Origin of the sequence: Lacrimispora indolis DSM 755, from assembly GCF_000526995.1 — a bacterium.
GTDB lineage: Bacteria > Bacillota > Clostridia > Lachnospirales > Lachnospiraceae > Lacrimispora > Lacrimispora indolis.
The window spans coordinates 5,367,656-5,387,014 of sequence record NZ_AZUI01000001.1 but is presented as its reverse complement, the minus strand read 5'-3'; the positions used below and the strand labels follow the sequence as shown (position 1 = coordinate 5,387,014).

Below are 19,359 nucleotides of genomic sequence, written 5' to 3'. Positions count from 1 at the left end.
ATATAATAGTTATTAGATGTATTGGAGATTAAGCTTGGCTGATTATTATTCATATTTGGGCTATAAAGAAGTATGCCAACAGGTTCCGATCCAGTTCCCTCCACAGCATCAGTCCGTACAACCAGGATTGGAAACACTTATGGTTCCGAAACCTGTCTTTGACAATCCAGACTATATTGGAACAGGTAAACTGGAAGATAAAGTGGCATTGGTAACGGGAGGAGACAGCGGAATTGGAAGAGCTGTGTCTTTGGCATTTGCAAAGGAAGGCGCTGATGTATGCATCGTTTATTATGACGAGCATGATGATGCGCAAATAACGAAATCCTATGTAGAAGCTCAGGGAAGAAAATGTCTTTTGATCTCAGGAGATGTACGGGACGAATTGTTTTGTCAAAACGCAGTATCCGAAACCGTTTCATCCTTAGGCAGACTTGACGTCCTGGTAAATAATGCAGGTGTGCAGTTTCCGCAAGACGGTATAGAGAACATTGCCGTTGAGCAGATGGTACTTACCTTTGAAGTGAATTTTTTCGGTATTTTCATTATGACAAAAGCAGTCCTGCCCCATTTAAAGGACGGCAGCACCATAATTAATACAACATCCGTTACTGCTTATGCTGGGAATGACCAGTTGATTGATTATTCCAGCACAAAAGGAGCAATTGTCAGCTTCACCCGATCAATGGCCCGTTCCCTGGTGTCTAGAGGCATTCGGGTAAATGCAGTTGCACCAGGTCCAATCTGGACGCCGCTTCAGCCTTCCAGCTGGCCGGCCGACTACATTCCCACGTTTGGTTCCAACACTCCCATGAAAAGAGCAGGGCAGCCGGTAGAGCTTGCCCCGACCTACGTATATCTTGCAAGTAACGATTCCTCATTTGTCACAGGTCAGGTCCTCCATGTGGACGGCGGGCAATCCATGCAATCATAAAGAAACACAGGGAAAACATAAAATAGCTGCAATTCCATTTTTGGATTGCGGCTGTTTTTTATAATTGCCCGTTTGCCTTTGGCTTCCATATCCCTTACCGTGGACAGGCCAAATGAAACGTCAATTCCATTGGCCCCAAGAAAGGCATGTTGAAAATGAATCTGCTGGATTTGCTGGAGTCCGATCATGCCCTCAATGGATAGAAACAATCAAAGCATTGGCGGAATTCGGATCAATCAGGCGTGATAGATGCTGAAACGGTCTGCCTGCTGCCTGAAAGATGTGTTGGTACTATCTTTACCTGCCTTTTTTGCTATGCTATACTAGAGACATCAAAAAAAGCGTATTTTGAACTGATGTTGGGAGCTTGTATTGTCACAGGAAGGTAAAGCATGAAAAAAAGTATTGCGGTTATTGCATTGGATCCATTTGCTGGAAAAGCATATGCCAGGCAGGTGCGGTCAGTATTTGGGGAACGGGCCGTTGTACGAAACTACAGCATGATGGATGGAACGGCAGCAAATATGGAACCCTGCGATCTTTTTATGGGCTCAACGGATGCCTTTGACGCCATGGGGGATCCGGACCGGTATATTCCGCCTGAAGCACAGCGGATGGAAATTCAGGTTACTTATTTAAAGGAAGCTGTTCGCCGTCTGGAAGAGATTCCAAAGGGCACGAAGGTCCTTTACGTTAATATCACTGAGGTCATGGCAAGGGAAGCAGTGACGCAGCTGGAACAGCTGGGAATTACTCATTTAAAATTTATTCTCTATGCTCCGGGAAGCAAACTGACTGAAATGGCAGAGATTGCTGTTACTCCGGATGAAGAGCGCTATGTGCCCAGTGGAATTTCCACAATTATAAACCTGGGACAGAGAACCTGCTCGTCTGATACAATGATAGAGGCTGCATTCCGGCTTGGTTTTGACGATTTGCTGGAAGAAGTTGAATTTAAACGTTATCAGGAGTCGGTTTGCACCAATACCTACTATTTTGATGAGATGTTTAACCGTTCCAGGAGACTGGAGAGCCAGTTTGATATTCTCATGGAAGTACTTGATCAGGGAGTGATCGCTGTAAATGAACATGGAGAAATCTATGCGGTCAACAAAAATGCTGCCGATATCACCCGGGTGCCTGAAAATCTCGGCATTTCAAAGGCGGGAGAGGAAGTGTTTCCCTATATACCGTTCCGGAGATGCTTAGAAGAGAAAAAGGAAACGAGTCCCCAGGTTGTAAGAGTTGCAGGTAATTTAGTCAGCCTTTACGTGCGCCCGGTGTTAAGGCGGGATGCCTGTGTCGGCGCATTTGCCATTTTGCAGAAGTTTAATGAGATGGAGCGCCGTCAGAACGAGCTGCGGGTTCAATTGATGAAAAAAGGCCAGGGGCATAGGGCTAAATATTGTTTTGACGATGTGATCGGGCAGTCTGCCCCCATATTAAAGACTAAATTTATTTTAAATAAAATGGCCGGTACGGAATCTCCGGTTTTGTTAATTGGAGAAACCGGGACCGGTAAGGAGCTGTTTGCCCACTCCGTTCATAACGCATCAAAGCGAAGGGACCAGCCTTTTGTGGCGATCAACTGTGCGGCTATGCCGGAGAATTTATTGGAGAGTGAGCTGTTCGGTTATGAAGAAGGGGCCTTTACAGGAGCGAAAAAGGGAGGCCGTCCGGGTCTGTTTGAATTCGCCCATCAGGGGACTCTGTTTTTAGACGAAGTGGAAGGCATGAGCCCGGCCCTGCAGGTAAAGCTGCTCCGTGTTTTGCAGGAACGTGAAATTATGCGGGTCGGCGGAAATCAAATTATCCATGTTGACGTGCGGATCGTAGCTGCAACCAATGAAGAGCTTGAACAAAAAGTAGCGGAAGGCACTTTCAGGCAGGATCTTTATTACAGACTGAATGCCTTGCCGGTGTTAATCCCGCCCCTTCGGGAGAGAGAGGAAGATGTATTTTTAATTCTGGACAGTTTTCGAAAAGAGCTGGGGGGAAGCTTTCGGCTAAGTGATGATATTAAAGAACTGTTCCGGGAATATGAATGGCCGGGAAATATACGGGAGCTGCGCAATGTTGTGGATTATTTGTGTTTTACCGGTCATACGGTAATAACAATTGATGATCTGCCTCCGGTTTTTCGTATACGTAAAAACAGACAGGAGGTAAACGGGATCAAAGGGGAAGAGCTGAATCCACGGACTTCAACAAAGCCTTCCCGATATGAAACTATATTGCACACACCCACCCAGCAGGAGCAGGTGATCCTGGAAATTCTTTACGACGCAGAGCGTAGAGGACAATCCATTGGACGGGAAAAAATTCTGCTGGAGGCGCAGATGCGTGAAATAAAGTTAACTCAGCCTCAGGTGCGCAAAATATTAGGCAGGTTAGAGGAAAACGGTTACGTAACTGTTACAAAAGGCAGAGGCGGAAGCAATATTACCAAAAAGGGAGTTGATTGGATAACTAATTAACAACCCATTTAAAACCCATTTAAAACCAATTAGCCACCAATTAATAACCAAAAAGATGAAAATTGCATTTCTCACCAAAATGTTACAAGATATAGCAAAAAATAAACGTAGAAAAGGTAGCGTTTGCAGATCTTTTCTACGTTTTTATTAATATTTTTCTTTAGGCTGAAAAGTTGGCACACGTGTTGCTCTAATATAAAAGTATAAAATGGAAAGGAGCTTTATATGAAATACAATTTTGACAACGTGATTGACAGAAGCAAAAACCGCGCGGGAAAATACGATGAGAGGCAGAAGAAGTTTGGCACCATGGATGTGATTCCGCTTTGGGTTGCAGATATGGATTTCCAGACAGCACAGCCAATCATTGATGCATGTGTGGAAAAAGCCTTGGAAGGGATCTGGGGATATACATATCGGCCTGACTCCTATTTTGATGCAATACTTGGCTGGCAGCTTCGCAGACATGGCTGGAAGATTGATAAGGAAAAGGTGAGCTGGAGCTTAGGAGTTGTACCTGCATTGTCTTCCATTATCAAGGTGTTTACTAACGAGGGAGACTCTGTTATGATTCAGACTCCTGTGTATTCTGAATTCTATGATATTACAGAAGCATGGGAAAGAAAGGTGGTCGAAAATCAGCTGATTGAACAGGAGGGAGGCTGGACCATTGATTTTGCAGATTTCGAAGAGAAAGCAAAAGATCCCAACGTAAAAATCTTTCTTCTGTGCAGTCCCCATAATCCTCTTGGCATCGTCTGGAGGAAAGAACAGCTGGAGAAGATGTTTGAAATTTGCCGTGCCAATGATGTGCTGATGGTTTCTGACGAAATACACTCTGACCTGGTGTTTCATGGAAAGAAACATATTCCGACAGCCATGATATCTGACGAAGCCAGAGATCATGTCATAAGCTGTATCTCCGGTACTAAGACATTTAATCTTGCGGGATTGCAGGCATCAACCAATGTTTTCCCCAATCTGGAAATGAAGGCTGCCTTTGATAAGTTCTGGATGAATTTAGACATTCACAGGAACAATGCATTTAGCTCAGTGGCAATGGAAGCGGCGTTTAATGAGGGAGAGGAGTGGTTGGAGCAATTGCTCCCATATCTCTCTGAGAACTTTGATTTTATCAAAGATTATTGTGAGAAATACATTCCGAAAATCAAACCTAATATACCGGATGCCACTTATCTGGTATGGCTGGACTGCCGGGAATTGGGGCTGGATAATGAACAGTTAAGAAAGTTCATGATCAAGGAAGCAAAGCTGGGCTTAAATGAAGGTTATACCTTTGGCCGCAGTCTTTCAGGTTTTATGAGGTTAAATGCCGCATGCTCCCGAAGCGTGCTTGTAAAAGCCATGAAACAGCTGGAGGCCGCGGTAAACCGTCTGTGAGATAAAAATGATGAAAGTCACTTAAAGTCAAAATTATGGGGTAAAAAGGAGAAGTGAATTTATGAATAAAAGTGATATTTGGAAAAGCTATCGGTTCCCTATTTTATTGGTGTTGGGAATCTTAATTGGGTCAGTTTTCGGATTGGTTGCAGGAGAGAAAGCTACAATTGTGAAACCCCTCGGTGATATTTTTCTTAACCTGATGTTTACAATCGTTGTACCAATGGTCCTGGTTTCTATTTCAAGTGCAGTGGGAAGCATGGTAAATATGAAACGCCTTGGGAGTATTTTGGTAAATCTCATTATTGTTTTTATCGGCACCGGCGCAGTGGCAGCCGTACTTGTTCTGTTTGCAGTGAACATTTTTCCGCCTGCTGCAAACACCACAATTGCCATGAGCGCAGCAGATGTCGGAGAAGCCGCTTCGGCTGGTGACATGATTGTCGGAGCTCTTACTGTTTCAGATTTTCCGGATCTTTTAAGCCGTCAGAACATGCTTCCGCTGATCATTTTTTCTGTTATGTTTGGATTCTGTGTCAGTGCATGCGGCGGTGACGAGAGTCCAGTTGGAAAAATGCTAATAAACTTAAATGATATCATCATGAAGATGGTTAATTTGATCATGAAGTTTGCTCCCATTGGCCTGGGCGCATATTTTGCCAACTTAGTAGGCGAGTTTGGACCGAGCCTGATTGGTGATTACGGCCGTTCCATGATCTTGTATTATCCGCTCTGCCTGGTTTATGTGGTAATATTCTTTCCATTATATTCCTATATAGCAGGCGGAAAAGAAGGGATTCGCCGTATGCTGAAATTTGTTCCTACTCCGGCAGTGACTGCTTTTGCAACTCAAAGCTCAATGGCCACCCTGCCGGTGAATCTGGATGCATGTGACAAAATGGGAGTCCCAAAGGATATTAGGGAAATTGTTCTTCCCATGGGAGCAACCATGCATATGGATGGTTCGGTGTTATCCGCCATTGTTAAGATTGCATTTTTGTATGGAGTATTTAATCAGCCGTTTACCGGTGTGGGAACTTATGCCATGTCAATTGTTGTAGCGATTTTGTCTGCGTTTGTATTGTCAGGAGCGCCGGGGGGCGGCCTGGTAGGTGAAATGTTGATTGTCGGTCTTTTTGGTTTTCCTCCGGAGGCATTTCCGCTGATTGCAACGTTAGGTTTTCTGTTTGACCCTGCAGCTACCTGCTTAAATTCATCTGGTGATGCTATTGCCTCCATGATGGTAGCCAGAATGGTTGAAGGGAAAAAGTGGATTAATAATCACTTAACAGGGAGCAGCGAAGAATTAGTTGAAAATCCGGATGTTACCGCATAAAGGAAAGGAAGAATGACCATGAAAGTAACAATCATCGGAAGTCACTTATGTCCGGACACACTGTATGCAATGTATAAACTGATTGATGGGAAGGCTGATGTGGACTTCAAAAATTTGTCAGCGGATTTAAAGGACTTGAAAGCGTATCTTGCTGCCCGTGAAACAGAGCCGGCTTATGAGGCGGTTAAGAAAAGCGGCGGCATTGGGATTCCATTCTTTATTTTAGAAGACGGAACGAAAACTTTAAGCCTGGCTGAAGTGCTGGAAAAGCTGTAATATTCATAGAAGGTGATTGGTTCTGTTTTTAAATATTGAGTAATAAGTCTAAGGCAATTCGTTATATGTTTAGAAGTAAAAGCAATAGCATCTGTATGAGGAGGTATGATTATGGTTTTAGGTCAGGAAAAAGTCTCATTATTGAATTTACCCACTCCTTTGGAGTATCTTAAAAATATCTCAGAAGAGTTAGGGATTAAATTCTACCTTAAGCGCGATGATATGACTGGTCTGGGCATGGGAGGCAATAAGCTTCGGAAGCTGGAGTATATTTTAAAGGAAGCCCAGGATAAAGGGGCAACGATGCTTGTTACTGAAGGCGGAGTGCAAACAAATCATGGACGTTTAACAGCGGCAGTGGCTGCTAAATATAATATGAGGTGTGCCATTGCTGCAATAGGGGATTATCCCGGAGAATTGTCTGCAAACTTATTATTGGACCGGTTGATGGGGGCTGAAGTAATAATAAAAAAAGATGATGGCCGTCCATCTGCGGAACAGTATAAAGAACTGGTCAGGGATGCAATCAGAAAATATGAGGCACAGGGGGAAACCGTTTACTACATACCCCTTGGAGGCTCAGATGATATAGGCATTCTTGGGTATTATGAATGTGCAGTGGAGATCACAAAGCAGGCGGCAGACATGGGAATCGGTGATGCACGGGTTATTTCTGCAGTAGGCAGTATGGGTACCTATATGGGACTGTATTGCGGGCTCAATAATGAAGACTCCGGCCTGAAATTAACCGGTGTGGCAATTTCTCCGTTTGATGATGATAAAGAGAAGGCCATTGTGGAACTGTTTGACAGCGTAAAAGAAAAATATGGAATGAAAATAAGTGCCGGACAAAAGGATTTTGATATTGAAAAGGATTATGTCCGGGGCGGATATAATCTTCCTTCAAAGGAGGTAAGGGATTCCATTTGTCTGATGGCAGGAAAAGAAGCCGTTTTACTCGATCCGTGCTACACAGGTAAATGCTTTGCCGCAATCATTGATATGGTTCAGGAGGGGAAAATCAGAAAAGGTGAGAAGATCATCATGATTCATACAGGAGGGGCGCCGGGATTATATACGAAGCATCATAGGGTGGAATTTGAAAAGGAATTAATTGATGGAGTTACAATTCTTGGTTAAATAAAGGGACGATATAAGAGCAAGTCCTTTAAAAGGCGGCGTTCTTGATGGGAAAATGAGCGGAGCGATGGACAGCTTCGCTCTTTTCAAGATTAAATAAGTTGATATGGATTTTGATTTGTAATATACTTAGATGGTATTATATTTGTAATGCAATACTATAATGTGATATACCGGATCAATTAAGAAGGGAGGCGGCTATGAAACAAAAATTAACTGTTGAACAGCGTCAGTTATTGTCTCAAAACCAGATATCTTCCCTGGAATTGCTTGCATTATGCAATTACGAGCTGAACCGGTTTATGGAAAATGAATATATGGAAAATCCGTTGCTGGAACAGACTAATACTGGGACCGAATCTTATGATCAAGAAGAATATCAGACCTGGTATCGGTCAAATTACTGTAAGCCTTTAACTAATTCTGCCGGATTTTATGAAGAAGGTATAGGAACAAACGACCAGGATTTGGAAATCTCAAACACTAAAAATATTCATAGCCACGTTTATGATCAGCTGGCCTTGGATCGTTACCCGGATAAAGAATTGAAAGTCATTGATTTTTTAATTCATAGCCTGGATAGTAATGGGTTTATAGATTTAGAGGTTCCGGAGATCGCTCAACTGACGGGTGCAAGTGAGCGGGTGATCGAAAAATGTTTAATAGATTTAAAAAAGCTGGAACCCGCCGGTATTTTTGCAAAGAATCTGGAAGAATGTTTATTAATTCAGATTGGAATACTGGGATTGGATGATGAAAACTTAAAATATATTATTTCTCATCATTTAACAGATGTATCTCAGGGAAAGCTCAGTTCAATTACCCGTGCGCTTGATATCTCTTCTGCGCAGGCGAGGAGATATGTTGCTCTTATCAGCACATTAAATCCAAGGCCCCTGCAAGGGTTCGGAGAGAGCCAAAAGCAATATATTATACCGGATGTTATCGTTACTATGGACACGGATGGGAAATGGAATATAGAAATCAATGATAATTGGTGCGGGAGTTATCAATTGAATGATTATTATCTCCAGATGATGGCTGAAGTAAAAGAGCCGGAGCTTTTTGAATATTTTAAGAAAAAATTAGAGCGGGCGAGATTTCTGATTCATGCAGTGGAACAGAGACGTAAGACGATTATTCAAATAACAAATATAATACTGGAAGAGCAGGAAGAGTTTTTCCGGTATTCAGGGAAGCTTAAACCATGCACCATGACCCAAACGGCAGAAAGGATGTCAGTCAGTACTTCAACCATAAGCCGTGCTGTTAAAGATAAATATCTTCAGTTTCCTGCAGGCTGCATTCTGATGAAAAATCTGTTTTCAGCGCCAGTTCCTGGAAATGACGGCAGCTTGATTAATTCGGATGGTGTTAAACAATTCATACGGGAACTGGTGGATGGAGAGAATAAAGAAAAGCCATATAGTGATTCAAAGCTGGCAGAATTACTGGGTAAGAAGGGGGTTGACCTTTCCCGCAGGGTTATAGCCAAATATCGTGAAGACATAGGCATTCCCGGCAGCTTTGATCGGAAAGTGAAAAATGATATCAATAAAAGAGTCAACTAATATAGTTTTGGTTGACTCTTTTGAATTGTACAAAGGGATCAGTCAATAACAAAGTTTTCAGAACTGAAATTGGCATAGTACCGGCCTGTCTGGGCTGTAAACTTTAAAACACAATAATCCGGATCAGTAACGCCTTTGGGATAATACATGGTATCACCTTCTTGCCAGATCATTTCCTTGCTTTCTTCATCCTCTAAGACTTCCATGGTACCCTTTAACATAACCCCCCGGAAAAAACGTTTGTCACAAAAATAAATACATGCCTTTGGATTCCTGTGAAATTGAGCGGCCCGCATGGAAGACGTATTTGTAGTAAAATAAAAGGTTTTGATCCCATCCCGTTTTCTTGGCGGCAGCATTGCCTTTGTATTGGGAAAGCCATCCTCATCCAAGGAGCTTATAAAAGAAACTCCCTGCTTATCGATTAAATTGCCGATGGTCTGCACTGCATCTCTCATCATCTTATATCCCTCCTGAATTTATCTGTGGAAAAACTATAACACAAAAAAAGCTGACAGTAAATTACACACATTTTTGTGGGTATGCCTAGTCTATAAAACCGTTTTCTTTTAAGAAGTCAGCCATGTCATTTTCTTTCATAATGTCAATGCCTATGGTTTGCATGATCGTAATGGCATCCAACAGCTTTTTGCCTCGTTCAGTCAAATAGTATTCAACTTTTAACGGATATCCCTCAAAGGAATGCTTGGCTATCATTCCGTAATCCAACAGTTCTTTTAGCTGTTCAAGAAGCATTTTCTGATTAATGCCCTTAATGTCTTTCTCAAGCTGGGACAAAGACATAACGCCTTTTCCAAGCTGCCATAAAATGATGGGTTTCCACTTCCCTTTTGTAATATCATGGGTCAATTCCAAGGGGCAAGTGTATACATCGCGTATTTTCATATCGTCACCTGCAAACCTTTCATTTATTTGTGTTTTGGTGATTTCCCAATTTCCTGTGCCAGGACTCCCCAATAGATTCGATTCTGATCAACACATCAGCCGCGGTCACCATTACAGACATCCTAATTCCTCCCATTGTTTTTGTCAACGGTGATGTGAATACGAAAAGTCTTGTTATTTTGCAGATTTGGAATGGGGTATGATAAACATTGATAAATAAGTTGTTTCAGCATATAGTAATTTACAAAAAAATAAAATTGCGCGTAACATTTTGTATGCCGTAAGCGTCTTTATGTATGTACGTACCATGATCCGGATTACAACAGCCAGTCAAGCGGAAATTCGAAATCCGCTTTGTTACTTGCTCACAGCGTCCCCGATAGTGCGGGGGAGGCTCTGCCCCGCTTTACCGGGCATAACCGAATAGCAGCTATCGCTGTTTGTCAGGTGGAGCTTGCCTTAACTGATTCGGTTAAAATATAGGATGCATGTTGCAACAGTATGGAGGCAGGAATGAGGAACAGACAAAACAACAGGGAAATGATTGAAAAACTTTGCGCGGATACCTGGCGGGAGCTGTATGGCTTCATTTATTATAAAGTCCAAAATCGCGAAGAAGCGGAGGATATAACACAGGAAACCTATGTAAAGGCGATTTCTTTTTTAAACAGGAATGATGTTACCATCCTTGAATGCAAAAAATATTTAAAGATCATAGCAATGAATGTCATTCGAGATCAATGGAGGGCGAAAAAAAGGCGGAACAGCAGTGTCAATATAGAAGATGTGAAGCCGGAAGAGATCGCCCTGGAGGATTTTGCGGATTCACTGACCGAAAGGAGCCGGATAGAAGAGGCCATGGGCTGTCTGACCAAGGAACAGCAGACGGTTATTGAATTAAGGATCATCAAAGGGTATACGGTTGCTGAAACTGCGAAGCTGATGCAGAAAAGTGAAGGAGCTGTCCGCGTTTTACAGCTGCGCGCGGTAAAGACCCTGGCGAAGATCCTGGAAACAGTATAAGGTAAGGAGGAAAGATGAGAATGGATGAAAGGAAATTATCCCAATACATTGATAATTTAAATGCCGGTAAGACGCCCAGGGAGCACATAACCAGATTACAGGAGGAAGAAAAAGAGGATGAGATTCTGTTTGAAACCGTAAGAAAAGTCAGAACACTCCGGGAAATCGAATATCCGGATGATTCATTCCAGCAGCGTCTTGTAAATTCCGTAACAGGGAGAGAAAAGTCAAAAAGAAACCCGTTCAGAAAATATGCATTGCTCTGTACTTCCGCTGCTGCAGCCATACTGCTTTTTGTGACAGCCTACTATTTCCTTCCCAACAGGGACGCTGGTATCGTATATGCGATGGAAAAGGCAATGAAGGGGATCCAGGCCTATCATGGAATCATAGAAGTAAGTGAGACCAACGGATTAGGGGAAACCATAACCCAGTCAAAAAGAGAGGTGTGGGCAGATAAGAATGGGAATTACTATATTTTAGACCTTGAAGGGACTTCCAAAGGAACCGTAACAGCCAACAATGGGAAACAGAAGTGGCAGCTTCGGCCGGAGGAAAAGGCAGCTTACCTTTTACCTGCATTTCCCGATGGGTTCCGGTTTACCTTTGAGCTTGGAAATGAAATTAACAATGTTTCAAGGGCACAGACAGTTAAAACAATTGGTCCGGAGGTCATCAGTGGAAGAGATGCCACAAAGCTTCAAATCACTCCGGAAGGAGGGGACCCATATTTTCTCTGGGTTGATGATGAGACAGACCTGCCTCTGCAAAGAGTTTCGGCAATGCAGAATGCAGTCCAGATCAAGGCAGAATACACCTCAATGGAATTCATTGATGAAATTCCCCGGAACCTTCTTGCCTATGATACGCCGGAGGGTTACGAAACGGTTGATACGAATGAGGAACAGGAGGTTGCTTCTCTTGAAGAAGCAGAAAGGCTGGCCGGCTTTATGCCCGAGCTTCCGGATCAGACAGCAGAAGGGTACACATTGAATCGGATTGCCGTTGAAAAAGAGCAGGGGGCAATCAAGCTGTATTACTCAAACGGAGATTTAGAGGACACCATTCTCCTGGTCCAGTCGGAAGCATCAGAAGCACTTGTGCCGTCTTCTGCGGCAATTCTTGGAGCTGTGAATGAAAATAAGGCTGAAATCATAACTATAGAGGAGACCCAATCAATTCGCTGGCAGGAGGGCGGCATGGAATACCGTATACTTGGAGCTGTACCCTTAGATAAATTGGCCATTTTTGCAGAGGGCCTGTCCCAAGGAAAGGTAGTGATACCGGAACGTGGTGAACATACCGGAGAACCGCAGATTAAGGTTGAAGTGGACCAATCAGTGGAAGAGAATGAGCAGAAGAGCGTTGATGCAGGCCACTCTCCATGGAAGCTGGATCCGGTTTTTGTGTCCCAGGTATTTGCAAGTCTGCTTTTGTCGCCGGAAGGCATTGTGGGAGATTATCCCATTGCTTATGAAAACATCGAAATCATTTCCAATAACGGGATTGATGCGGTTGCAGAAATCAAGGATGACAAATCTGTTGCAAAGTACGTTTATTTAAAACGTCTTATACGCAAGGATGATACCGGTATCTGGACTGTGGTCGGATATGATCCTGCTGGATCATAAACTTTAATAAGTGTATGGTCTTGTAACGTGTAATATCAAAAGAGGACATAAGGGACATTTTTGTGAAAACAGAGAAAAGGATTGCAAAAATTCTCTGAAATTGTATAATAAAGGAGTAAAGATATAGTATATAACCCATGCCGAATGAGCATGCAGGTGCAGACGGGCAGCAGATAAAATACCATGAAGGAGTGTCCGCTCCGGTTACGTATTTTATTATGAGGCCGGGGTAAACTCCAATAAGGAGCTGCACGAAACGGTTCACGTAATTTGTGGAGAAATGGAGAACCTTGCTCTGCTCCGCAATGCAAATATAACCGGAAGACAGGCTGCAACAATTTTGACGATTTCTGTTACAGCCTTTTCCAGGGAAGAAGTCCCGCACAGGGCAGGCAGACAAGCGTCCATAATATGAACAGGGCTGCGCATGGAGCGAGCTCATGATGAATTCCTGGAAGATTGCTGTTTGCGGCTGCAGGGAACGGATCATTTAATGAATCTGCAGGGAGGGAATATGAAACGATTTAAACGTGTTTTTGTAGTTGTTATTGATTCTTTAGGAATAGGCGCCATGGATAATGCCGCCCAGTACGATGATGAGGGCAGTGATACACTTGGGCATATTGATGCTTCCGTGGATCATTTAAACCTGCCTAATATGGAAAAGTTTGGTTTGGGGAATTTACGTCCCTTAAATCATGTAAAGCCTGTGGCTGAGCCTATGGCGTATTATGGAAAGCTGAATGAAGCCAGTGTTGGAAAAGACACCATGACAGGTCATTGGGAGATGATGGGCCTTTACATTACAAAGCCTTTCAAAACCTTTACGGAAACAGGCTTCCCAAAGGAACTGTTAGATGAATTGGAAAAGCGCACCGGACATAAAATTGTGGGAAATAAATCCGCCAGCGGTACGGAAATCATGGATGAACTGGGAGAGCATCAGATAGCCACCGGTGACATGATCGTTTATACTTCTGCTGATTCGGTTCTTCAGATCTGCGCCAATGAGGAAACCTTTGGCCTGCAGGAGCTTTACCGCTGCTGTGAAATTGCAAGAGAACTGACCTTAAGGGACGAATGGAAGGTGGGCAGAGTGATTGCAAGGCCTTATGTAGGCATGAAAAAGGGCGAGTTTAAGAGGACTGCCAACCGTCATGATTACGCCTTAAAGCCCTTTGGCACCACAGCCCTCAATATATTAAAGGATGCAGGCCTGGATGTGATCAGTGTAGGAAAGATCTATGATATTTTCGACGGCGAAGGGCTCACAGAAGGCAACAAGTCCCAAAGCAGTGTTCATGGTATGGAACAGACCATAGAGCTCGCAAAAAGAGATTTTAACGGGTTGTGCTTTGTGAATCTGGTGGATTTTGATGCTCTCTGGGGACACCGCCGGGATCCCTTGGGATATGGTGCGGAACTGGAGCGGTTTGATGAAAAGCTGGGAGAACTTCTTCCTCTCTTAAAGGAAGACGATTTACTGCTGATTACGGCAGACCATGGCAATGATCCTACTTACAAGGGAAGCGATCATACAAAGGAAAAAGTGCCGTTACTGGCCTATTCACCGTCCTATGATCATTGCGGGGAATTAAGAGAACGGGATACCTTTGCAGTGATCGGAGCGACCGTATTGGATAATTTCGGTTTGCATAAAGCTGAGAATATGATCGGTGAACCCATGGAGGAATTGCTTTAGGAACTCCAGATGTCCGGAGGATTCACCTGCGTAAACAAAAGTAAAAATAAAAAGACAGCACTTGATTTTTTCTGGGATGATTTTCATGTCATTCATCAGAAACAAAGTCAGGTGCTTTTTTTGATATTTCCCATGGGGGAGTATGCCCTCACCATCCGTTTTACACAAAGTAATCCCCGTAATTTTCCTTTAAATAAGCTTCTATCTCAGGCTCGCTTTTTCCGCCGATTTCCGACACAAAGCTGGCGGTTAAGAAGCGGTGCTTCCGTGTTGAAAAGCCGTGTGCCAAAAGGGTTTCCATATCACTGCTGTCCACAAAGAAATTCATGCGGATGACAGGAAGGTCCTGGCTGTTAAGGAGGTTAAAAATACGGGATGAGAAACAAAAGATGTAATCATAATCCATGCCTTTCAGCTTATGGATTTCGTTAATGTTCAGAGTGCCCATCCATTGCAGCTCTACATATTCCTTTGTCTGCTCCAGAAAAAAGCTGACCCGTTCAAAGTTGATGCTGGTCATCACCACGATTTTCTTATAATGCCGGGTTATGGTCCGGTTGCGCAGGATGTGTTTTTGCACCAGCAGGGTCAGGGTGGAAACGTGTTCGTCCATAAAGGAAAAATTGTAGGAGGCCTTAAAGTACACCTCATATTTTCTGATGGTTTCATACAGATATGAAAACTGTTCTTTCGTATTTTCTACGGTTTTGTCCACAAAGGTACAATGGAAGTGGTTCAGGGTGATCTCCCGGTAGAAATAGCTGTATAGCTCATTGATAAATTCTTCCTGGATGGTAAAGGGGGTTTTTAAATGATTCACCACCTGTTCCGTAAACTGTTCCGTGGTATGCCACAATCGTTTGTCAAAGGGAAAATCCAGGCTCCGGGAAAAGTTCATCATGCTGAAAGCCACATTGTACAGCTTGTTTTCCCGAAGGCCGTCAACGAAGCGGATATTAAGCGGCGCCAGGGGCAGCCGGTAGCAAAAGTCCATGGATTCATCAACAGGCCGGATTTCCATGATGCAGATAAACAGCAGAAGAAACTTTTTGGAAGGGTAGTTCAGGGACAAGTTGTATTCTGTTAAAAAGGAATTCAGCTGTTCCACTGCCTGGCGGGACACTGGCTGTAAATAGGTGCCCGCCAGATCATAGCTTTGTTTTTCCAGAGGAGTGTTGGCATAACGGGCCTCGATCCTGTTTTCTGCTGTAAATTCCAGCAAAGGGTGAAGGATGTCGATCACAAGAAACCTTAACTGCAGCTCATCACCTTCAATGGTAAGTCCTTTTTTCTTTAAGGTGAGAAGGGACAGGCCGTGCCTGGACAAAAATTGACGGAGATGGGCGGTATCCTGCTTTTTCGTGGTCAGGGAAAGCCCCCAATATTCATACAGGGAAGAAGCGTTGACATAGCCGTTGAAAAAAATGGTCACAATCATGACGCGGATCCGCTCGATGTAAGAACTGGTATAATCGCCCATGGTAATCTGCTGGATAAAATCCACAAATTCCTTGTAGCTTAAACGGCTTAGGCAGAAGCCTTTTTGTATTTCCACCATTGGCTCTGGAGAGAAAAGATTGATCCGTTCAATAGTCCGCCGTATGGATATTTCATCCTTTTGAAACTGCAGGGCCACCTTTGATAAGGAAATGCGCTGCCTTTTTTGCAGAAAACGAAGCAGGCTTAAATCGCTGTAGCTTAATCCCATAGTGTGTTCCTCCTGTGCCGTTGTGGCTGTAATGGTTTCATTATAAATTTAAGGGCAGCTAAACGCAACAATAAAATGTAATTTTTTTGCCTTGAAGCAACTGATCGAATCTGCCATAATGAACACAGTTTCAAAGGCGCCTTAAAAAACCACAATGTCATAACAAAGGAAGGGAAAAAATATGAGCAATAAAAAGTCTAGCTGGAAAGACGGCATCCAAACGTTTGGGCGGTCTCTCCTTCTGCCAATCGCGCTTCTCGCCCCTATTGGTATGGTTATGGGTATTTGCAGTGCATTAGGGCAGTCTTACATGATAGAGAAATTCCCGTTTTTGGGAAGTCAGGTTTTAAAGCTTATCTTATCCAGTTTACAGACCATTACAAGCATTGTTTTTAACAATATTCCATTGCTGTTTGCCATGGGCGTTGCCCAGGGAATGGCAAAGAATGAAAAAGGAATCGCCGTTTTTTCGTCGGTTGTGGGCTATTTGACCTTAAATGTGGTCATGAGTGTTTATCTGAAGCAGACGGGAACCCTGGCTGATCCGGAGATCGCGGCTCAAGTGGGGCAGGGGACCGTTCTTGGCATTCAGACCTTAAAGATTGAGGCGCTTGGGGGCCTGATCTCAGGTTTGGTGGCTGCCAAGGTAGCGGACCGGTTCTACCGTCTGGAGCTTCCCCTTGCATTTGCATTCTTTGGGGGAAAGAAATCCATTCCCATCATCACTTTTGGATTAATGATTCCCATCGGTCTCATCATCCCCGTATTCTGGAATCTGCTGACCAATTTTCTCATCAGCATTTCCTTTATTTTTACAACGCCGTACATAGGAAACGCCATTTATTACGCCTTAAACCGTGCGTTGATTCCATTTGGCTTACATCATGTTCTTTCCTCAATGGTACGTTTTACTGAGGCAGGCGGAACCTATATGATCAACGGAACCGAATATGTGGGAATCCTCAATGCAACCAATGAAGTTTTGTTTAACTTAGGGCCCGGCAGCGAATACTGGGGCCAGCTCATGCCCACCCTTACCAGCTATTTAGGAGGCGCACAGATGCTGACCACTCTGTTCCGGGTGCCGGCTGTTGGCCTGGCCATGTACCGCACCTCCTATCTGAAAAACAGAAAGATTGCAAAGGGTGTGATCCTTACCTGCTGTTTGACTGCGTTTTTAGGGAATATCACAGAGCCGCTGGAATTTTCATTCCTGTTTATTTCACCGCCGCTGTTCATTCTGTACTGTGTTATGAGCGGCATTGGTTCCATTCCATATCAAATGCTTCATATCTCCATCGGCTATATCAGGGGTACAATTTTTGATTTTGGAATTTTTGGACTTTTGTATGAAAATACTCATTGGTTCAATCTCATTCTTTTGGGAATCGGGAACTTTGTTGTGTTTTACTTTGTATTCAAATGGTTTATTGAAAAATATAATCTGGAAACACCGGGACGGGAAGGATTTGAAATTGAAGAATCCGCAAGTGTTCTGCTGAAGGAAAAGAACTGGCCGGCGATCGCTGAAATCGTCATCAAAGGCCTGGGCGGCAAGGACAATATTCTGAGTGTGGAAAACTGCATTTCCCGCCTGCGGGTTGACTTAAAGGATCCTTCCAAGGTAGATCAGATCAAAATCAAGGATTCCGGCTGTGCGGGCATCTTCTTCCCGTCAACGGATCACATTCACGTTGTTTTTGGGCCTCATGTGGAATTTGTCCGTCATGCGGTAGACGATGCTATGAAAAAATAAGGGGTGTACGATGAGAGCTTTCTATGATTCTAAGAGTAAACTGGATGACAGAGGAATTAAAAAACTGTTAGGCGAAACAGTCAAATACGAGACGTGGCTGAAGGTGGAGGCAGCTCTGGCACTTTCCCAGGCAGAGGAGGGCTTTATTCCCATGGAGGCTGCCAGGGACATTGGGGCGGTCCGGCTTGAGGATCTGGACTTAAATGAAATGGAGCAGATCAAAGCCAGGGTGGGCCATGGGTTTGTTCCCTTTGTAAAAGTGCTGGTAAAAGCGTGCAGGGGAGAAGGGGGGAAATATGTCCATTACGGAGTCACCACTCAGAATATCCAGCAGACCTCCCAGCTTTATATTGCAAAGCAGGTAAATTCTGTTTTCAAAAGCTTTCTTGCAGATATCCTGGAAAGCTTAGGCAGGCAGGCCCGTGACCATAGGGATACAGTTATGGCTGGGAGAACTCATGGCAGGCATGCCATACCCATCACCTATGGGTATAAGGTTTCTGTCTGGATCAGCGAGCTTCTCACCTCCTTAGAGCGATTGGAGGAAAGCGAGAAGCGGGTATTCGTGACCATGATGGGAGGGGCTGCGGGAGGCTTTCATGCCCCTGGCCTTGCAGGTCCCAGGATTCAGGAACGGGTTGCCAGGAAACTGGGAATGGGTTCCATGGAGGTGCCCAGCCGGAATATGAGCCAGATGAAGCTGGAATATTTAATGAATCTGGCGCTCTTATGCAATACCTTTCACAAAATGGCAGAAGAGGTTTATTATACTGGAATCGAAGAGTTTTCAGAAGTCAGCGAATCCTTTACACCTGGAACCATCGGCAGCTCCACTATGCCTCAGAAGATCAATCCCAAGCTTTCCAAGGGGATCATCGCCAATTCCCAGAAGCTTTACTCCCTTCCCGCTGTGGGATTATACTCTGCTGTGCGGATGTTTGAGGGAGACAGCAGCTCCTATATGCTGTTTGACGGCATTATGGAGGAAGGACTTCAGCTGACTGCCGAGGTACTGATCCGGGCCGAGGAGCTGAGCCGGACCCTGCAGATCAACAAAGAGCAGATGCTTAAAAATGTGAATTTAAATCAGGGACTTGATAACAGCGAATTTGTAATGATGAATGTGGCTGAAAAAATCGGCAAGGACAGGGCCCATGAGCTCATGTACGAGAAAGCCATGGAAACGGAGCTGGAAGGGAAGGATTATTATCATGTACTGACAGAGGATGTAACACTGGCTTCCATGTTTACGGCAGATGAGCTGAAATCCATGATCGATCCTGCAAATTATACAGGGCTTTGCAGCGTACTTGCAGAAGAGATGGGGCAGAAGGCGCTAAAAAGGGCTGAGAAATTAAAGAGAACACTGGAGCCGAAAGAGAATGGCGGTGACAGGGAGGCTGCGGCTGACCAATAAAGGGGCAGTATTTATTCAAATAAGGGGATGTGGCAGTATTTTGCGGCATTCCCTTTCATCATTAAGAATACAAGGAGAGTA

16 protein-coding genes are annotated in these 19,359 nt (G+C 44.0%); 12 read left to right on the top strand and 4 right to left on the bottom strand.

Annotated elements, in window-relative coordinates:
* Positions 1 to 16: 16 nt before the first annotated feature.
* Complete coding sequence (locus tag K401_RS0126240) at positions 17 to 934, top strand: SDR family oxidoreductase (protein ID WP_029701013.1); 918 nt, start codon at positions 17 to 19, stop codon at positions 932 to 934.
* Here the strand turns inward: K401_RS0126240 and K401_RS34280 are convergent.
* The gene (locus tag K401_RS34280) at positions 892 to 1,122 is read right to left on the bottom strand and encodes a hypothetical protein (RefSeq protein WP_024295734.1); all 231 of its coding nucleotides are present in this window, start codon (positions 1,120 to 1,122) and stop codon (positions 892 to 894) included. The two genes, K401_RS0126240 and K401_RS34280, sit on opposite strands and share 43 nt — an antisense overlap.
* Before the next feature lie 204 nt (positions 1,123 to 1,326).
* On the opposite strand from K401_RS34280, the gene K401_RS0126230 reads away from it, so the two are divergent.
* The 6 genes from K401_RS0126230 (at position 1,327) to rpoN (ending at position 9,135) form a co-directional block, all read left to right on the top strand.
* Positions 1,327 to 3,411 carry a sigma 54-interacting transcriptional regulator gene (locus tag K401_RS0126230; protein WP_027352311.1) on the top strand — a complete coding sequence of 695 codons (2,085 nt, stop codon included), beginning with the start codon at positions 1,327 to 1,329 and terminating at the stop codon, positions 3,409 to 3,411.
* A gap of 225 nt (positions 3,412 to 3,636) precedes the next feature.
* Positions 3,637 to 4,812: a MalY/PatB family protein gene (locus K401_RS0126225; RefSeq protein ID WP_024295733.1), complete on the top strand. Its 1,176-nt coding sequence runs from the start codon at positions 3,637 to 3,639 to the stop codon at positions 4,810 to 4,812.
* A 61-nt stretch (positions 4,813 to 4,873) separates the two neighbouring features.
* Positions 4,874 to 6,148, top strand: a complete 1,275-nt coding sequence (locus tag K401_RS0126220) for a dicarboxylate/amino acid:cation symporter (RefSeq protein WP_024295732.1) — start codon at positions 4,874 to 4,876, stop codon at positions 6,146 to 6,148.
* Positions 6,149 to 6,166: 18 nt separating this feature from the next.
* On the top strand, positions 6,167 to 6,424 hold the full coding sequence (locus tag K401_RS0126215; protein WP_024295731.1) for a glutaredoxin: 258 nt from the start codon (positions 6,167 to 6,169) through the stop codon (positions 6,422 to 6,424).
* 111 nt (positions 6,425 to 6,535) lie between these two features.
* Complete coding sequence (locus tag K401_RS0126210; RefSeq protein ID WP_024295730.1) at positions 6,536 to 7,564, top strand: 1-aminocyclopropane-1-carboxylate deaminase/D-cysteine desulfhydrase; 1,029 nt, start codon at positions 6,536 to 6,538, stop codon at positions 7,562 to 7,564.
* 200 nt (positions 7,565 to 7,764) lie between these two features.
* Positions 7,765 to 9,135: an RNA polymerase factor sigma-54 gene (gene rpoN, locus K401_RS0126205; protein WP_024295729.1), complete on the top strand. Its 1,371-nt coding sequence runs from the start codon at positions 7,765 to 7,767 to the stop codon at positions 9,133 to 9,135.
* A 38-nt stretch (positions 9,136 to 9,173) separates the two neighbouring features.
* Here rpoN and K401_RS0126200 read toward each other — a convergent pair whose 3' ends face one another.
* Positions 9,174 to 9,593 carry a pyridoxamine 5'-phosphate oxidase family protein gene (locus tag K401_RS0126200; RefSeq protein WP_034620499.1) on the bottom strand — a complete coding sequence of 140 codons (420 nt, stop codon included), beginning with the start codon at positions 9,591 to 9,593 and terminating at the stop codon, positions 9,174 to 9,176.
* 88 nt (positions 9,594 to 9,681) lie between these two features.
* Entirely contained in the window at positions 9,682 to 10,041 is a 360-nt protein-coding gene (locus K401_RS0126195) for a winged helix-turn-helix transcriptional regulator (protein ID WP_024295727.1), read from the bottom strand.
* Positions 10,042 to 10,554: 513 nt separating this feature from the next.
* Between K401_RS0126195 and K401_RS0126185 the strand changes: the two genes are divergently transcribed.
* The 3 genes from K401_RS0126185 (at position 10,555) to K401_RS0126165 (ending at position 14,397) form a co-directional block, all read left to right on the top strand.
* Positions 10,555 to 11,064, top strand: a complete 510-nt coding sequence (locus K401_RS0126185) for an RNA polymerase sigma factor (RefSeq protein WP_027352312.1) — start codon at positions 10,555 to 10,557, stop codon at positions 11,062 to 11,064.
* Between the two features lie 20 nt (positions 11,065 to 11,084).
* Positions 11,085 to 12,695 (top strand): LolA-like protein, encoded by a 1,611-nt coding sequence (locus tag K401_RS0126180; protein WP_051464099.1) that lies wholly within the window; start codon positions 11,085 to 11,087, stop codon positions 12,693 to 12,695.
* Positions 12,696 to 13,209: 514 nt separating this feature from the next.
* Complete coding sequence (locus K401_RS0126165; protein WP_024295724.1) at positions 13,210 to 14,397, top strand: phosphopentomutase; 1,188 nt, start codon at positions 13,210 to 13,212, stop codon at positions 14,395 to 14,397.
* A 160-nt stretch (positions 14,398 to 14,557) separates the two neighbouring features.
* On the opposite strand, the gene K401_RS0126160 is transcribed toward K401_RS0126165, so the two are convergent.
* Positions 14,558 to 16,105, bottom strand: a complete 1,548-nt coding sequence (locus K401_RS0126160) for a helix-turn-helix domain-containing protein (protein WP_024295723.1) — start codon at positions 16,103 to 16,105, stop codon at positions 14,558 to 14,560.
* A 181-nt stretch (positions 16,106 to 16,286) separates the two neighbouring features.
* Here K401_RS0126160 and K401_RS0126155 point away from each other — a divergent pair, with 181 nt between their 5' ends.
* Both K401_RS0126155 and K401_RS0126150 read left to right on the top strand, forming a co-directional pair.
* A complete protein-coding gene (locus K401_RS0126155) occupies positions 16,287 to 17,861 on the top strand; it encodes a PTS transporter subunit EIIC (RefSeq protein WP_024295722.1) in 1,575 nt (524 codons plus the stop codon).
* A 10-nt stretch (positions 17,862 to 17,871) separates the two neighbouring features.
* A complete protein-coding gene (locus tag K401_RS0126150) occupies positions 17,872 to 19,278 on the top strand; it encodes a class-II fumarase/aspartase family protein (RefSeq protein WP_024295721.1) in 1,407 nt (468 codons plus the stop codon).
* Positions 19,279 to 19,359: the final 81 nt, after the last annotated feature.

Bases quoted from the DNA above. Each gene is read 5' to 3' on its own strand.
- K401_RS0126240 (WP_029701013.1), top strand. From the start codon at position 17: ATGTATTGGAGATTAAGCTTGGCTGATTATTATTCATATTTGGGCTAT.
- K401_RS34280 (WP_024295734.1), bottom strand. From the start codon at position 1,122: ATGATCGGACTCCAGCAAATCCAGCAGATTCATTTTCAACATGCCTTT.
- K401_RS0126230 (WP_027352311.1), top strand. From the start codon at position 1,327: ATGAAAAAAAGTATTGCGGTTATTGCATTGGATCCATTTGCTGGAAAA.
- K401_RS0126225 (WP_024295733.1), top strand. From the start codon at position 3,637: ATGAAATACAATTTTGACAACGTGATTGACAGAAGCAAAAACCGCGCG.
- K401_RS0126220 (WP_024295732.1), top strand. From the start codon at position 4,874: ATGAATAAAAGTGATATTTGGAAAAGCTATCGGTTCCCTATTTTATTG.
- K401_RS0126215 (WP_024295731.1), top strand. From the start codon at position 6,167: ATGAAAGTAACAATCATCGGAAGTCACTTATGTCCGGACACACTGTAT.
- K401_RS0126210 (WP_024295730.1), top strand. From the start codon at position 6,536: ATGGTTTTAGGTCAGGAAAAAGTCTCATTATTGAATTTACCCACTCCT.
- rpoN (WP_024295729.1), top strand. From the start codon at position 7,765: ATGAAACAAAAATTAACTGTTGAACAGCGTCAGTTATTGTCTCAAAAC.
- K401_RS0126200 (WP_034620499.1), bottom strand. From the start codon at position 9,593: ATGAGAGATGCAGTGCAGACCATCGGCAATTTAATCGATAAGCAGGGA.
- K401_RS0126195 (WP_024295727.1), bottom strand. From the start codon at position 10,041: ATGAAAATACGCGATGTATACACTTGCCCCTTGGAATTGACCCATGAT.
- K401_RS0126185 (WP_027352312.1), top strand. From the start codon at position 10,555: ATGAGGAACAGACAAAACAACAGGGAAATGATTGAAAAACTTTGCGCG.
- K401_RS0126180 (WP_051464099.1), top strand. From the start codon at position 11,085: ATGGATGAAAGGAAATTATCCCAATACATTGATAATTTAAATGCCGGT.
- K401_RS0126165 (WP_024295724.1), top strand. From the start codon at position 13,210: ATGAAACGATTTAAACGTGTTTTTGTAGTTGTTATTGATTCTTTAGGA.
- K401_RS0126160 (WP_024295723.1), bottom strand. From the start codon at position 16,105: ATGGGATTAAGCTACAGCGATTTAAGCCTGCTTCGTTTTCTGCAAAAA.
- K401_RS0126155 (WP_024295722.1), top strand. From the start codon at position 16,287: ATGAGCAATAAAAAGTCTAGCTGGAAAGACGGCATCCAAACGTTTGGG.
- K401_RS0126150 (WP_024295721.1), top strand. From the start codon at position 17,872: ATGAGAGCTTTCTATGATTCTAAGAGTAAACTGGATGACAGAGGAATT.